The 14,354-nt window shown below is 70.8% G+C and carries 16 protein-coding genes and 1 tRNA gene; 14 read left to right on the top strand and 3 right to left on the bottom strand.

Annotation, left to right across the window (positions count from 1 at the left end):
• The first annotated feature begins 33 nt into the window (after nucleotides 1-33).
• The 4 genes from ACFY8U_RS11165 to ACFY8U_RS11180 all read left to right on the top strand — a co-directional run bounded on the left by ACFY8U_RS11165 (nucleotide 34) and on the right by ACFY8U_RS11180 (nucleotide 4,531).
• Nucleotides 34-1,473, top strand: a complete 1,440-nt coding sequence (locus tag ACFY8U_RS11165) for an MFS transporter (protein ID WP_389568634.1) — start codon at nucleotides 34-36, stop codon at nucleotides 1,471-1,473.
• 382 nt (nucleotides 1,474-1,855) lie between these two features.
• Nucleotides 1,856-2,914 (top strand): UDP-N-acetylmuramate dehydrogenase, encoded by a 1,059-nt coding sequence (locus ACFY8U_RS11170; protein ID WP_389568637.1) that lies wholly within the window; start codon nucleotides 1,856-1,858, stop codon nucleotides 2,912-2,914.
• Between the two features lie 91 nt (nucleotides 2,915-3,005).
• Nucleotides 3,006-3,524 carry a SigE family RNA polymerase sigma factor gene (locus ACFY8U_RS11175; RefSeq protein ID WP_361445261.1) on the top strand — a complete coding sequence of 173 codons (519 nt, stop codon included), beginning with the start codon at nucleotides 3,006-3,008 and terminating at the stop codon, nucleotides 3,522-3,524.
• The gene (locus ACFY8U_RS11180; RefSeq protein WP_389568641.1) at nucleotides 3,524-4,531 is read left to right on the top strand and encodes a hypothetical protein; all 1,008 of its coding nucleotides are present in this window, start codon (nucleotides 3,524-3,526) and stop codon (nucleotides 4,529-4,531) included. The genes ACFY8U_RS11175 and ACFY8U_RS11180 overlap by 1 nt, the downstream gene beginning before the upstream one ends.
• Here ACFY8U_RS11180 and ACFY8U_RS11185 read toward each other — a convergent pair.
• Nucleotides 4,525-5,157 carry an NAD(P)-dependent oxidoreductase gene (locus ACFY8U_RS11185; RefSeq protein ID WP_389568644.1) on the bottom strand — a complete coding sequence of 211 codons (633 nt, stop codon included), beginning with the start codon at nucleotides 5,155-5,157 and terminating at the stop codon, nucleotides 4,525-4,527. The two genes, ACFY8U_RS11180 and ACFY8U_RS11185, sit on opposite strands and share 7 nt — an antisense overlap.
• Before the next feature lie 87 nt (nucleotides 5,158-5,244).
• Between ACFY8U_RS11185 and ACFY8U_RS11190 the strand changes: the two genes are divergently transcribed.
• Entirely contained in the window at nucleotides 5,245-5,847 is a 603-nt protein-coding gene (locus tag ACFY8U_RS11190; RefSeq protein ID WP_389568646.1) for a TetR/AcrR family transcriptional regulator, read from the top strand.
• A 42-nt stretch (nucleotides 5,848-5,889) separates the two neighbouring features.
• Nucleotides 5,890-6,609, top strand: coding sequence for a hypothetical protein (locus tag ACFY8U_RS11195; RefSeq protein WP_389568649.1), 720 nt, complete (start codon nucleotides 5,890-5,892; stop codon nucleotides 6,607-6,609).
• Here the strand turns inward: ACFY8U_RS11195 and ACFY8U_RS11200 are convergent.
• Nucleotides 6,554-7,609, bottom strand: a complete 1,056-nt coding sequence (locus ACFY8U_RS11200; RefSeq protein ID WP_389568652.1) for an adenosine deaminase — start codon at nucleotides 7,607-7,609, stop codon at nucleotides 6,554-6,556. The genes ACFY8U_RS11195 and ACFY8U_RS11200 overlap by 56 nt on opposite strands.
• 121 nt (nucleotides 7,610-7,730) lie before the next feature.
• Nucleotides 7,731-8,957, bottom strand: a complete 1,227-nt coding sequence (locus ACFY8U_RS11205; protein ID WP_361606923.1) for a pyridoxal phosphate-dependent aminotransferase — start codon at nucleotides 8,955-8,957, stop codon at nucleotides 7,731-7,733.
• 202 nt (nucleotides 8,958-9,159) lie between these two features.
• Here ACFY8U_RS11205 and ACFY8U_RS11210 point away from each other — a divergent pair.
• The 8 genes from ACFY8U_RS11210 to rplL all read left to right on the top strand — a co-directional run bounded on the left by ACFY8U_RS11210 (nucleotide 9,160) and on the right by rplL (nucleotide 14,354).
• Nucleotides 9,160-9,232, top strand: a tRNA-Trp gene (locus tag ACFY8U_RS11210).
• A gap of 103 nt (nucleotides 9,233-9,335) precedes the next feature.
• Nucleotides 9,336-9,623 carry a preprotein translocase subunit SecE gene (secE, locus tag ACFY8U_RS11215; protein ID WP_137993978.1) on the top strand — a complete coding sequence of 96 codons (288 nt, stop codon included), beginning with the start codon at nucleotides 9,336-9,338 and terminating at the stop codon, nucleotides 9,621-9,623.
• A gap of 43 nt (nucleotides 9,624-9,666) precedes the next feature.
• The gene (gene nusG, locus ACFY8U_RS11220; RefSeq protein WP_389568656.1) at nucleotides 9,667-10,572 is read left to right on the top strand and encodes a transcription termination/antitermination protein NusG; all 906 of its coding nucleotides are present in this window, start codon (nucleotides 9,667-9,669) and stop codon (nucleotides 10,570-10,572) included.
• 185 nt (nucleotides 10,573-10,757) lie between these two features.
• Nucleotides 10,758-11,192, top strand: a complete 435-nt coding sequence (gene rplK, locus ACFY8U_RS11225) for a 50S ribosomal protein L11 (protein WP_030318720.1) — start codon at nucleotides 10,758-10,760, stop codon at nucleotides 11,190-11,192.
• A gap of 81 nt (nucleotides 11,193-11,273) precedes the next feature.
• Nucleotides 11,274-12,002 carry a 50S ribosomal protein L1 gene (rplA, locus tag ACFY8U_RS11230; RefSeq protein ID WP_361445285.1) on the top strand — a complete coding sequence of 243 codons (729 nt, stop codon included), beginning with the start codon at nucleotides 11,274-11,276 and terminating at the stop codon, nucleotides 12,000-12,002.
• Nucleotides 12,003-12,145: 143 nt separating this feature from the next.
• Nucleotides 12,146-13,060, top strand: coding sequence for a hypothetical protein (locus ACFY8U_RS11235; protein ID WP_389568659.1), 915 nt, complete (start codon nucleotides 12,146-12,148; stop codon nucleotides 13,058-13,060).
• 268 nt (nucleotides 13,061-13,328) lie between these two features.
• Nucleotides 13,329-13,859, top strand: a complete 531-nt coding sequence (gene rplJ, locus ACFY8U_RS11240; protein WP_137993973.1) for a 50S ribosomal protein L10 — start codon at nucleotides 13,329-13,331, stop codon at nucleotides 13,857-13,859.
• Between the two features lie 111 nt (nucleotides 13,860-13,970).
• Nucleotides 13,971-14,354 carry a 50S ribosomal protein L7/L12 gene (rplL, locus tag ACFY8U_RS11245; RefSeq protein WP_093874561.1) on the top strand — a complete coding sequence of 128 codons (384 nt, stop codon included), beginning with the start codon at nucleotides 13,971-13,973 and terminating at the stop codon, nucleotides 14,352-14,354.

Genomic DNA, 14,354 nt, shown 5'->3' on the forward strand with positions numbered 1-14,354 from the left:
GATCACGCGGACTCGTTCGAAAGGGACGCCGTCATGAACCAGCCAGCAGCCCGCCGCGGTTCCGCCGCCTGGGCACTCGTCATCACCAGCGTCGCCGGCTTCATGGCGGCCCTCGACAACCTCGTCGTCACCACTGCTCTGCCCTCGATCCGCGAGGACCTAGGGGGAGCGCTGCACGACCTCGAATGGACCGTGAGCGCGTACACGCTGACGTTCGCGGTCCTGCTGATGTTCGGAGCCGCACTCGGTGACCGCTTCGGCCGCCGCCGGCTCTTCGGCATAGGACTCGCCGTCTTCACCGCCGCGTCCGCCGCGGCCGCGCTCGCGCCCGGCATCGACGCGCTGATCGTCGCCCGCGCGGTCCAGGGCGTCGGCGCGGCGATCATGATGCCGCTCACCCTGACCCTGCTCACGGCGGCGGTCCCGGCCGCCAAGCGGGGGATGGCGTTCGGGATCTGGGGCGCCGTCAACGGCCTCGCCGTCGCGGCCGGGCCCCTCATCGGCGGCACCCTCACGGAACACATCTCCTGGCAGTGGATCTTCTGGCTGAACGTTCCGCTCGGCCTCGCGCTGCTGCCGCTCGCGCGGCTGCGGCTCTCGGAGTCGTACGGCACCGGTGCCCGCCTCGACGCCGTCGGCACGCTGCTCGCCAGCGGTGGCCTCTTCGGCATCGTGTACGGGCTGATCCGCGGCCCGATCGACGGCTGGACCTCGGCCACCGTGCTCACCGGACTGATCGCGGGCGGCGCGCTCATCGGCGGGTTCGTCCGCCACGGCATCCGCGGCAAGGCGCCGATGCTGCCGATGCGGCTCTTCCGTGACCGGGCGTTCTCCGGGATCAACGCGGCGAGTCTGCTGATGTTCCTGGGGATGTTCGGCTCGATCTTCCTGCTCAGCCAGTACATGCAGGGGGTGTTGGGGTACTCGCCGACGGAGGCGGGGCTGCGGATGCTTCCCTGGACCGGTATGCCCATGCTCGTCGCGCCGCTCGCGGGCCTGCTCTCGGACCGGATCGGCGGCCGCCCGGTCGTGGCGGCGGGCCTGGCGCTCCAGGCGATCGGCCTGGCGTGGTTCGCGGTCGTCGTCACGCCGGACGTCTCGTACGCGGTCCAGCTGCCCGCGCTGATCGTGAGCGGCGTCGGCATGGCGCTGTACTTCGCGCCGGCGGCCAACCTCGTCATGTCGAGCGTCCGCCCGTCCGAACAGGGCATCGCGTCCGGCGCGAACAACGCCCTGCGGGAGGTGGGCGGGGCGCTCGGCGTCGCGGTGATGGCCTCGATCTTCGCCGCCCAGGGCGGCTACGGCTCGCCCCAGCAGTTCGTGAACGGCCTGGAACCGGCGCTGTGGGTGGGCGCGGGGATGGTGGCCCTGGGTGCGGCGGCGTCCCTGTTCATCCCGGGGCGCGGGTCGGCGCGGCCGCCGACGGACGCTCCGGAGAAGACCCCGGAGGACCGCCCCTTGGCGACGGTGTGACGGCTGGGCGGAGGCCCGGCCACCCCGGGCCCCCGGGCTCCCGCCTCGCGTGGGTGGGCGGGCGGCCCGGGCCCCCGGGCTCCCGCCTCGCGTGGGTGGGCCGGGGCCCAGGCCCCCGGGCCACCCATGCCTCGCGGCCTGGACGACCCGCTGCCGGGCCCGCCCCCGGCGGCGCAGGGCCCGGCGGGTCCGGGGGCCTCGGCTTCGCCGGGTCCCGCGGCTTCCCCCAAGTCCGCCCGGCGGGGGCTCCCGCCTTCGCGTGGGCGGGCTGTCCGCGTGTGGGCTGGGTGGCCTGGCGGCACCCGGTGCAAGGGTCAGGGCGTGGGGGCCGCAGGTGGCTGGGGGTGGGGTGGGTGGGGGAGGAGCCCGTACTCTTGGGCGCGTGCAGGAACTCCACGACGCTCCCCTCGCTCCCCTCACCACCTTCCGGCTCGGCGGCCCCGCCGGGCGGCTTGTCACGGCCGGTACCGATGACGAGGTGATCGCCGTCGTCCGTGAGGCGGATGCCGCCGGGACGCCGCTGCTCGTCGTCGGCGGTGGGTCCAATCTGGTCATCGGTGACAAGGGGTTCGACGGGACCGCCCTGAGGATCGCGACCAAGGGCTTCGTGCTCGACGGGACCACGCTCGAGCTCGCCGCCGGTGAGGTCTGGACGGACGCCGTGGCGCGGACCGTGGAGGCCGGGCTCGCCGGGATCGAGTGTCTCGCCGGGATCCCCGGATCGGCCGGCGCGACCCCGATCCAGAACGTCGGCGCGTACGGCCAGGAGGTCTCGGCCACCATCACCGAGGTCGTCGCCTACGACCGCCGGGCCGACGAGACCGTCACCCTCTCCAACGCCGCGTGTGACTTCTCCTACCGCCACAGCCGCTTCAAGGCCGACCCGGATCGCTACATCGTGCTGCGCGTCCGCTTCGAGCTGGAGGACGCGGCGGGCCTCTCCGCGCCGATCAAGTACGCCGAGACCGCCCGCGCCCTCGGCGTCGAGGCCGGTGACCGCGTCCCGCTCGCGCACGCCAGGGAGACCGTCCTGAAGCTGCGGGCCGGGAAGGGCATGGTCCTGGACCCCGAGGACCACGACACCTGGTCGGCCGGCTCCTTCTTCACCAACCCGATCCTCACGGCGGCGGAGTACGAGACCTTCCTCGCCCGCGTCGCCGAGCGGCTCGGTGACGGCGTGACCCCGCCGGCCTTCCCCGGCGGCGCGGACGGCTCCGTGAAGACCTCGGCGGCCTGGCTCATCGACAAGGCCGGTTTCACCAAGGGATACGGCTCCGGCCCCGCCCGTATCTCCACCAAGCACACCCTCGCCCTCACCAACCGTGGCGAGGCCACCACCGAGGACCTCCTGGCACTGGCCCGCGAGGTCGTCGCCGGCGTACGGGACGCCTTCGGGATCACGCTCGTCAACGAGCCGGTGACGGTCGGCGTCAGCATCTGAGCATGTCCGTGGAACCCTCCGGGTTCCCCAGGTTGTCGAGTGGGTGACAGGCTCCCGGGAAGCGGGGCCGCACGCTCGTCGAGGGGGAGCCGTGGAGGGGACGGGCCCACCGGAGTTCGCCGCGTTCGCGGAGTCGGCGTACGCCTCGCTCCTGCGCACCGCCCGGCTCCTGACCGGTGACCCGCACGCCGCCGAGGACCTCGTCCAGGCCGCGCTGGTCAAGGTCTATCTGCGCTGGGGCGGCTCGGCCGGCTGGGACTCGCCCCAGGCGTACGCCCGCAAGGTCGTCGTCAACCTCTATGCGACCTGGCGCCGCCGCCGCTGGCACACCGAGGTCGTGCGCCCCGCGCACGACGGCGCGCCCGCGCCCGACACCCACGACATGGCCGGCGGCGCCGAAGCCCGCCTCGAACTGGCCCGCGCGCTCGCCGCGCTGCCCCGCGTCCAGCGCGCGGTCGTGGTGCTCCGCTTCTACGAGGACCTGTCCGTCGAACAGACTGCCGAGCTGCTCGGCTGCTCGCCCGGGACGGTCAAGAGCCGGACCAACAGGGCCCTGGCACGGCTGCGCGCCGAGGGCGCGCTCGCCGGATACGCGGGAAGGGGCGCGTGATGGACGACTCCGAGGACTTCCTGGGGCTGCGGCGCGGCCTGCGCGATCTCGCCGATGATCCGGTACGGGAGCCCGGGCCCGGGCGGGAGTCCGGGCTCGCGCGGGAGCCCGGGCCCGCGCCCGTCGCCCCTGTCGCGGCCGTCGTGGCACGCGGGCGGCGCATCCGGCACGTACGGCGATCGCTCGCGGCGGGAGCAGCCACGCTCGTGGTCGCCGGCGGCTCCGTCCTCGGCGTGAGCGGGAAGGACCGTCAGGCCCCGCCCTCGGGCCCGACCCCCGGACCGGTCACCCCCACCTATCCGTACGAGGGGAAGTACGGGCCCCAGCCCCCGTCCGGACTCCACGACCCCCTGGACACCGGGCCCGGGCGGCCGGTCGAGAACGTCCGCTACCGCTACGACCTCTCCGCCGTCTGCGACCTGCGCTACGCCGTCTTCGGCGGCCGGGTCTGGGAGCGGACCGACGGCGGCTCGTCGGTCACGGTGCGTTGGGCGGCCGACCGTATGCGCGGCTTCATGAGCTGGACGGACGGCGTCCGCTCCCGCTCCGAGCCCGACACGGCCGTCTTCGAGACGGAGTCGCCCGCCACCCTGCCCACGCTCCGGTTCCGCCCGCTGGCCGGACCCGCGCCGGAGTGCCTCGGCCAGGAGCCGGAGCGGCGGTACGGGGAGGCGCCCGCCGCCACCCTCGGCCCCGAGCGCCCGGAACGGGGCGTCCGGTACCCGTACGACATGACCAAGGAGTGCGCGACGCGCTACGCGGTCTTCGCGGGCCGTCTGTGGCGGGCGGAGGACGAGGGCGACGGGCGGACGCAGACGATCGTCGACTGGGCGAACGACCTACCGCTGGCGGGCTTCATGACGCTGACCTCGGAGCGGACCGCGGTCCTGGAGTGGCCGGGTGGTGCGTCGGGTGCTGCGCCGGGTGGTGCGGCGGGCGGCCCGCGGACGACCACGTTCCGGCCGGTGGAGGCGCGCGGCGACGACTGTCCCGACGCCGGTCAGTAGGCGACCCCGACGCCCTGCTTCACCGTCGCCGGGTCGTCGACCATCGCCAGCATGGCGTGGGCGACGTCGGCCCGGGAGAGGGAGCGGCCACGGCGCGGGTTCCCGCCGACGACCGTGCGGTAGCGGCCGGTGACCGGGGCGTTCGTGAGCTTGGGCGGGCGTACGGAGGTCCAGTCCGTGGCGCTCGCCGCCAGGTCGCGCTCCATCACGCGCAGGTCGGCGTAGATGTCCTTCAGGACCGCGTTGACGATCCCGAGCACGGCCTTGTCGACGACGGACTGCCCGTCCGGGGTGGGGCCGAGCGGGGCGGCGCTGACCACCAGCAGTCGGCGGACGCCCTCGGCGTGCATCGCGGCGAGAACCGAGCGGGTCAGCTTGGCGGCGACCCCCGCGTCCGCGCGGTTGCGGGCGCCGAGGCCCGAGAGCACGGCGTCCCGGCCGGCGACCGCGCCGCGCAGCGTGTGCGGGTCGGTGAGGTCCGCGCGGTGGACCTCCAGGCGTTCGCCGGTGACCGTGAACCGTGCCGGGTCACGGACGACGGCCGTCACGGAGTGGCCGCCGGCCAGCGCCTGGCGGACGATCTCCTGGCCGATTCCGCCGGTCGCACCGAAGACGGTGAGCTTCATGTCGCACCCTCCTAGGGGTGGGTAAGTGTTCACTCACCCCTAGAGTGAGTGTGTACTCACCCCTCCGTCAAGCCGGTTGGAGAACCCATGGAGAAGAAGCCCACGCGGGAACGGATCCTCGACGCGGCGCACGAGCTGTGGACCACCGTGGGCCTCGCCCGTACGACGACCAAGGAGATCGCGCGGGGAGCCGGCTGCTCGGAGGCGGCGCTCTACAAGTACTTCGCGGGCAAGGAGGAACTCTTCGTCGCCGTCCTGTCCGAACGGCTCCCCAAGCTGGCACCGCTGCTCGAATCGCTGGCCGCCGAACCGGGGCGGCGGTCGGTGGAGGAGAACCTCACCGAGATCGCCCGCCGCGCCACCCTCTTCTACGCGGAGAGCTTCCCGATCGGCGCGTCCCTGTACGCCGAGACCCGGCTCAAGGCCCGTCACGACGCGGCGATGCTGCGGCTCGGCACCGGGCCGCACCGGCCGCTGGAGAGCCTCGACGCGTATCTGCGCGCCGAGCAGGCGGCGGGGCGTCTCGACCCCGGCGCCGACACGTTCGCGGCGGCGTCGCTGCTGCTGGGTGCGTGCTCGCAGCGGGCGTTCGCCTACGACGCGAAGGTCGGCAAGGAGCCTCCGCAGGACCTCGACACCTTCGCGAGCGCCCTCGCCCGCACCCTGCTGGCCGGCATCGCCGCACCGTAACGACGTTGCCGCGCGGGGATCCGCCGGGCCACGCTGACGCCCATGCGTCTACGAGTCCGTGAATTCCGGCCCCGTACCGGCCCGTTGGAGCACAGGGTCGTACAGCCCTGGCACCCGCTGCGGCACACCACGCTCAACGACCCGCTCGGAGAGCGCTGGGGCTATCTCCTCGGAGATCACGACGGGCTCTCCCGGCTCGCCGCCCTGTTCTCCTTCGCGGCCTTCTCCCGGCACACGATCGTCCACGTGCCGCTGCGCGAGAGCCTTCCGCGCACCTTCGCCCCCGGGGTGCCGGTCGATCTCGTCCTCGCCAACCCCTCGGCAGGGCTGCGTCCCTCCGCGTGGCCAGGGCTCAGGGCCCGCCTCCGGGACGGCCGCCCGCTGACCGTCCGTACGCACGAGGAGCGCACCGCCGCCCACGCGGCCGACTGGCACGCGGAGTGGGAGCGGCGCCACCGGCGCGCGACGGAATGGCTCCGGCCCGACGTGCACGCCCGCACGCTCTTCCTCTTCGGCGGCCGGGACGTCTTCGCCGCCGCGGCCACGGCCGTCGGGACGGCGGCCGGCTTCGGGCCGCTGGAGAGGCGCGCACGGCAGGGGCACGACGCCCTCGTCGCCTCGCTCACCCCCTACCTGGAGCCCGACCACCGATGGGACCGGCCCGAGATCGACATCGGCTTCCAGGCCCACCCGCCCCTGCACCGCTTCACGCCGCCGGGGCGGCCAGCCAGTCGTCGACGCCCGCGAGCAGCTTCCGCCTGACGTCCTCCGGCGCCGCCGAGCCGTGGATCGACTGGCGGGCCAGGGAGGCCAGTTCCGCGTCCGTGAAGCCGTGGTGGCGGCGGGCGATCTCGTACTGGGCCGCCAGCCGCGCCCCGAAGAGCAGCGGGTCGTCCGCGCCCAGGGCCATCGGGACACCCGCCTCGAAGAGCGTGCGCAGCGGGACGTCCTCGTGCTTCTCGTAGACCCCCAGCGCCACGTTCGACGCCGGGCAGACCTCGCAGGTCACGCCCCTCTCGGCGAGCTTGCGCAGCACCCGGGAGTCCTCCGCCGCCCGCACCCCGTGGCCGATCCGCGCCGCCCGGAGGTCGTCCAGGCAGTCCCGTACCGACGAGGGACCCGTCAGCTCACCACCGTGCGGGGCCGCGAGCAGACCGCCCTCGCGGGCGATGGCGAACGCGCGGTCGAAGTCGCGGGCCATGCCACGGCGCTCGTCGTTGGAGAGCCCGAAGCCGACCACGCCCCGGTCCGCGTACCGCACCGCGAGCCGCGCGAGCGTACGGGCCTCCAGCGGGTGCTTCATCCGGTTCGCCGCCACCAGGACCCGCATCCCGAGGCCCGTCTCGCGCGCGGCCGAGTCGACCGCGTCGAGGATGATCTCCATCGCCGGGATCAGACCGCCGAGCAGCGGGGCGTACGAGGTCGGGTCGACCTGGATCTCCAGCCACCCCGAGCCGTCCCGCACGTCCTCCTGTGCCGCCTCGCGGACCAGGCGCTGGATGTCCTCGGGCTCCCGCAGGCAGGACCGGGCGATGTCGTACAGCCGCTGGAAGCGGAACCAGCCGCGCTCGTCGGTGGCCCGCAGCTTGGGCGGTGTGCCGCTGCTCAGCGCCTCCGGGAGATGGACGCCGTACTTGTCCGCCAGCTCGATGAGCGTCGTGGGCCGCATCGAACCGGTGAAGTGCAGATGCAGATGCGCCTTGGGCAGCAGGCTGATGTCGCGGAAAACCTGTTCGGAAACGTGCTCGGAAACGTGCTCCATTGAAGGATCTTGCCGCACCCGAATGGCCGAACACAGCCCCTTTCCCCGATCGGGACCTTGCTAGAACGTAAAAACGGGCCCCCGGTTCCGAAGAACCGGGGGCCCGTGCGGGACCGCGGGACTAGTCGCGCGCCTCCGCCAGCAGCTTCTGGATCCGGGACACGCCCTCCACCAGGTCCTCGTCACCCAGCGCGTACGAGAGCCGCAGGTAGCCCGGCGTGCCGAAGGCCTCGCCCGGGACGACCGCGACCTCGGCCTCGTCCAGGATCAGGGCCGCCAGCTCGACCGAGTTCTGCGGGCGCTTGCCGCGGATCTCCTTGCCGAGCAGCGCCTTCACCGACGGGTACACGTAGAACGCGCCCTCCGGGGTCGGGCAGAGCACGCCCTCGATCTCGTTGAGCATCCGCACGATGGTCTGGCGGCGCCGGTCGAAGGCGCGCCCCATCTCCTCGACCGCGTCCAGGTTGCCCGAGACGGCGGCGAGCGCGGCGGCCTGCGCCACGTTGCTCACGTTGGACGTGGCGTGCGACTGCAGGTTCGTCGCGGCCTTCACGACGTCCTTCGGGCCGATGATCCACCCCACGCGCCAGCCGGTCATCGCGTACGTCTTGGCGACACCGTTGACGACGATGCACTTGTCGCGCAGCTCGGGCATGACCGACGGCAGGGAGACGGCGGACGCGTCGCCGTACACGAGGTGCTCGTAGATCTCGTCCGTCAGCACCCACAGGCCGTGCTCGACGGCCCAGCGGCCGATCGCCTCGGTCTCGGCCTCGCTGTACACGGCGCCGGTCGGGTTCGACGGGGAGACGAAGAGGACGACCTTGGTCTTCTCCGTGCGAGCCGCCTCCAGCTGCTCCACCGAGACGCGGTAGCCGGTGGTCTCGTCGGCGACGACGTCGACCGGGACACCGCCGGCGAGCCGGATCGACTCCGGGTACGTCGTCCAGTACGGGGCCGGGACGATGACCTCGTCGCCCGGGTCGAGGATCGCGGCGAACGCCTCGTAGATGGCCTGCTTGCCGCCGTTGGTCACCAGGACCTGGGAGGCGTCGACCTCGTAGCCGGAGTCGCGCAGGGTCTTGGCGGCGATCGCGGCCTTCAGCTCCGGCAGACCGCCGGCCGGCGTGTAGCGGTGGTACTTCGGGTTCTTGCACGCCTCGACGGCGGCTTCGACGATGTAGTCCGGCGTCGGGAAGTCGGGCTCACCCGCGCCGAACCCGATCACCGGGCGCCCGGCGGCCTTGAGGGCCTTGGCCTTGGCGTCGACGGCGAGGGTCGCGGACTCGGAGATCGCACCGACGCGGGCGGAGACCCGGCGCTCGGTCGGAGGGGTAGCAGCGCTCATACGGCCATGCTCCCAGACCGCCTTTCCGACCGGCACACAGGTTTCAGGGTGCGGACAGGACCGGTCATTCTCGGTCGTACGAGGGTCCGCGGGGCCTCCGACGTGCTTTCTGTTCGACGCGGCGCTCATGAACACGTACACTCACTGCTCGTTGGCCCTCACCGACCACATCTCACGATGCGGTAGGTTGGGGGAGCCACAAAGGGTCGTAGCTCAATTGGTAGAGCACCGGTCTCCAAAACCGGCGGTTGGGGGTTCAAGTCCCTCCGGCCCTGCTACACACACCGCCAGGATGTGTGCGCATGTACGTACTTCAATGCACCGCCGTGCGGATCCACCCGGCACGGCACTGCCATGACCCGGGATCAGGTGAGAAGCGTGACGGACGCCGTGGGCTCCATCGACATGCCTGATGCCGAGGACGAGGCTCCGGACTCGAAGAAGAAGGCCCGCAAGGGCGGCAAGCGCGGCAAGAAGGGCCCCCTGGGCCGTCTCGCGCTCTTCTACCGCCAGATCGTCGCGGAGCTTCGCAAGGTCGTCTGGCCCACTCGCAGCCAGCTGACGACGTACACCACGGTAGTGATTGTCTTCGTTGTCATCATGATCGGCCTTGTGACCGTGATTGACTATGGCTTCCAGGAAGCAGTCAAGTACGTCTTCGGCTGACTTCTTGTTCCACCCCATCTGTATCCAGGAAGAAGCAGCCACCGTGTCTGACCCGAACCTGAACGAGTCTGTTTCCGAGGACGAGCTCGACATCCTCGAGGCGGCCGACGAGGACCAGGCTGAGGCTGCTGACGCCGCTGCGGGCGAGGCTGCCGAAGAGGCCGCCCTCTCCGTCGAGGACGACTCCGAGGAGTCGGACGAGGACGTCGAGGACGACACCGACGTCGAGTCCGGCGAAGACGAGTCCGATGAGGACGAGTCCGACGAGGACACCGACGTCGAGGCCGAGCTGGAAGAGGCCGAGGAGGCCGAGGAGGAGCCCGCCGCTCCCGTCGACCCGATCCAGGCCCTCCGTGACGAGCTCCGCGGTCTGCCCGGCGAGTGGTACGTCATCCACACCTACGCGGGCTACGAGAAGCGCGTGAAGGCCAACCTCGAGCAGCGTGCCGTCTCGCTGAACGTCGAGGAGTTCATCTACCAGGCCGAGGTGCCCGAGGAAGAGATCGTCCAGATCAAGAACGGCGAGCGCAAGAACGTCCGGCAGAACAAGCTGCCCGGCTACGTTCTCGTCCGCATGGATCTGACGAACGAGTCCTGGGGCGTCGTCCGCAATACCCCCGGCGTCACCGGCTTCGTGGGCAACGCCTACGACCCGTACCCGCTGACCCTGGACGAGATCGTCAAGATGCTCGCCCCCGAGGCCGAGGAGAAGGCCGCCCGCGAGGCCGCCGAGGCCGAGGGCAAGCCGGCTCCGGCCCGCAAGGTCGAGGTCCAGGTCCTGGACTTCGAGGTCGGCGACTCGGTCACCGTCACCGACGGCCCCTTCGCCACCCTCCAGGCCACGATCAACGAGATCAACGCCGACTCGAAGAAGGTCAAGGGCCTCGTCGAGATCTTCGGCCGCGAGACTCCGGTCGAGCTCAGCTTCGACCAGATCCAGAAGAACTGACCCTCCCGGACCCTCACAGGTCACAGGGTTCACCGGTTTCCGACCCAGGTCAGAGTGGCTCTCACAGCCGCTCTGACCTGCTCGGTTTTTAGCCGCACGTCTATACCCGTTATCGTTGTGCGGTATGCCTCCATCCGGATGACCGGAAGGCGGCTGAACACTCTCACTAGGACCCGGAGAGAGCAATGCCTCCCAAGAAGAAGAAGGTCACGGGGCTTATCAAGCTCCAGATCAACGCCGGCGCGGCCAACCCGGCCCCGCCGGTCGGTCCCGCGCTGGGCCAGCACGGCGTCAACATCATGGAGTTCTGCAAGGCCTACAACGCCGCGACCGAGTCGCAGCGTGGCATGGTCGTGCCGGTGGAGATCACGGTCTACGAGGACCGTTCCTTCACCTTCATCACCAAGACTCCGCCGGCCGCCAAGCTGATCCTCAAGGCCGCGGGTGTGGACAAGGGCTCCGGCGAGCCGCACAAGACCAAGGTCGCCAAGCTCACGGCCGCCCAGGTCCGCGAGATCGCCACGGTCAAGCTCCCCGACCTGAACGCCAACGACCTGGACGCCGCGTCGAAGATCATCGCCGGCACCGCCCGTTCCATGGGCATCACGGTCGAGGGCTGATCAGCCCCCTTGTGACCTCAGTGGTAGGGCCAGCGCCGGCCCGCACCACGACTCCACACACCTGAACCAACAGGAGAAGCAGTGAAGCGCAGCAAGGCACTCCGCGCCGCGGACGCCAAGATCGACCGGGAGCGTAACTACGCCCCCCTCGAGGCCGTCCGTCTGGCCAAGGACACCGCCGCCACCAAGTTCGACGGCACCGTCGAGGTCGCCTTCCGCCTGGGCGTCGACCCGCGCAAGGCCGACCAGATGGTCCGTGGCACCGTGAACCTCCCGCACGGCACCGGTAAGACCGCCCGGGTCCTGGTCTTCGCGACCGGTGACCGTGCCGAGGCCGCGATCGCCGCTGGCGCCGACATCGTCGGTTCCGACGAGCTCATCGACGAGATCTCCAAGGGCCAGCGCCTGAACGAGTTCGACGCCGTTGTGGCCACCCCGGACCTCATGGGCAAGGTCGGCCGCCTCGGCCGCGTCCTCGGCCCGCGTGGTCTCATGCCGAACCCGAAGACCGGCACCGTCACCCCCGATGTCGCGAAGGCTGTCAACGACATCAAGGGCGGCAAGATCGAGTTCCGCGTCGACAAGCACTCGAACCTGCACTTCATCATCGGCAAGGTCTCCTTCGACGAGACGAAGCTGGTCGAGAACTACGCCGCGGCTCTGGAGGAGATCCTCCGTCTGAAGCCGTCCGCCGCCAAGGGCCGCTACATCAAGAAGGCGACCCTGACGACGACGATGGGCCCCGGCATCCCGCTGGACTCCAACCGCACCCGCAACCTCCTCGTCGAGGAGGACCCGGCCGCGGTCTGAGCCCACACGGCTCACTGAGTGGTCAGCCGGCCCCCAGCCCCTCTTCGGAGGGGCCGGGGGCCGGTTTTCTCGTACGGGGCTGTCGGAGCCCTGGGATACCGTTCAGCCGATCGGGGAACGGCAACATCAAGGGGTGGGGACTCATGGGCATGACCGCATGGAAGCGCGCGGGCGTCTCGCTGACGGCCGTGGCCGTCATCGCCGGTGTCGCGGGCTGTCAGGACGGCGGCGGGGGCAGGAAGGCCGCGGACGCCCCGGCGAAGGCTACGGCCGAGCCGCGGATCCAGACGCACGCGGCCGTCACGAAGGTGATCCGGGCCGCGTACGAGAAGACGTCGGCCGCCAAGTCCGCGTGGGTGCGGATGACCATGACGATGCCGGAGGCCGTCGACGGCGGCGGCACCATGGAGCTGACCGGCGTGCAGGGGTGGAACCCCGGTGCCATGGACATCACCATGAAGGGCTCCATGATGACGGCGGGCGACCCGGACGCCCCCGAGCAGATGCGCATGATCATGGTCGACGACGTCATGTATGTGGACATGGGCGCCGAGAAGACCGCCGAGCTGGACGGCAAGCGCTGGATGAAGCTGGACCTCAAGGGCGGGCAGGCCCAGAAGGAACTGACCGGCGGTCTGGAGAACAGCCTGAACCAGGACCCGGCCCAGCAGCTCGCCCTGCTCCTGGAGTCCCCGGACCTCAAGCACGTCGGCGCCGAGAAGGTCAACGGCGTCCAGGCCCAGCACTACAAGGGCACGCTCAGCTTCGAGCAGATGCTGGACTCCAACAAGGAGAAGTCCGCGCTGCTCTCGGAGGAGGAGCGCGAGAAGCTCGTCGCCAACGTCGAGAAGGTCGGTCTGAAGGGCTACGACACCGAGGTCTGGGTCGACGCCGCCGGCTACCCGGTCCGCATGGTCGTCGGCATGGAGACGGGGGTCGGCACGATGCACATGAAGGCCGACTACACCGACTACGGCCCGAAGGCCGCCGTCGAGGCCCCGCCGGCGAAGGACACCTACGACCTGGCGGAGGCGCTCGCCGGCCTCGGCGAGAGCTGAGCCGTACGGGCGGATTTGCTCCCCGCCGCACACGTCGCGTACTCTTCCACAGAAGCCAAAGACCGCTGGTCGTTGCCGTGCTCTCGAAAGAGGGTCCGGTGGCCGAAGGTTCGCTGAGATGCGAACGGCCCGCGCAGGTGATCGTGGAAGAGTTCCCGGATCGTTCTCGATTCGGTCGAGCTGAGCCCCGTGCGCCTGCGCCGGGGCGTTTTCTTTTGCTCAGCCCCTTCTGAGCGGTCCTCATCACCCGGAAGGAGGCCGACGCTCTATGGCAAGGCCCGACAAGGCTGCCGCGGTAGCCGAGCTGGAGGACAAGTTCCGCAGCTCGAACGCCGTCGTGCTGACCTCGTACACGGGGCTCACCGTGGCGCAGCTCAAGACGCTGCGTCGTTCGCTCGGTGAGAACGCCCAGTACGCCGTGGTGAAGAACACGCTGACCAAGATTGCGGCCAACCAGGCCGGGATCGCCGCGCTGGACGACCAGCTTGCTGGTTCGACCGCGGCCGCCTTCGTCACCGGTGACCCGGTGGAGTCGGCGAAGGCTCTGCGTGACTTCGCCAAGGAGAACCCGAACCTCGTCATCAAGGGCGGTGTCCTTGACGGCAAGGCGCTGTCCGCCGACGAGTTCAAGAAGCTTGCGGACCTCGAGTCCCGCGAGGTTCTGCTCAGCAAGCTGGCCGGCGCGTTCAAGGGCAAGCAGTCCCAGACTGCCTCGCTCCTCCAGGCGCTGCCGTCGAAGTTCGTCCGCACCGCGGAGGCGCTTCGCGTCAAGCTCGCCGAGCAGGGCGGTGCCGAGTAACTCGGCTCGCGCAATGATCGCCGCCCGCTAGGGCGACGGTCGCAGCGGGCCGAACGTACGCCCGCCTACATGTACATCCGGCACCTGCCGAATTAGTGGAAGGACGCCATCATGGCGAAGCTGTCCCAGGACGACCTGCTCGCGCAGTTCGAGGAGATGACCCTCATCGAGCTCTCCGAGTTCGTGAAGGCCTTCGAGGAGAAGTTCGACGTCACCGCCGCCGCTGCCGTCGCCGTTGCCGGCCCGGCCGCCGCCGGTGCCCCGGCCGAGGCCGAGGCCGAGCAGGACGAGTTCGACGTCATCCTCGAGGGTGCGGGCGACAAGAAGATCCAGGTCATCAAGGTCGTGCGTGAGCTCACCTCCCTGGGCCTGAAGGAGGCCAAGGACCTCGTCGACGGCACCCCGAAGCCGGTCCTCGAGAAGGTCGCCAAGGAGGCCGCGGAGAAGGCTGCCGAGTCCCTCAAGGCCGCCGGCGCCTCCGTCACGGTCAAGTAA

Source organism: Streptomyces sp. NPDC012508 (assembly GCF_042902595.1).
Classification (GTDB): Bacteria; Actinomycetota; Actinomycetes; order Streptomycetales; family Streptomycetaceae; genus Streptomyces.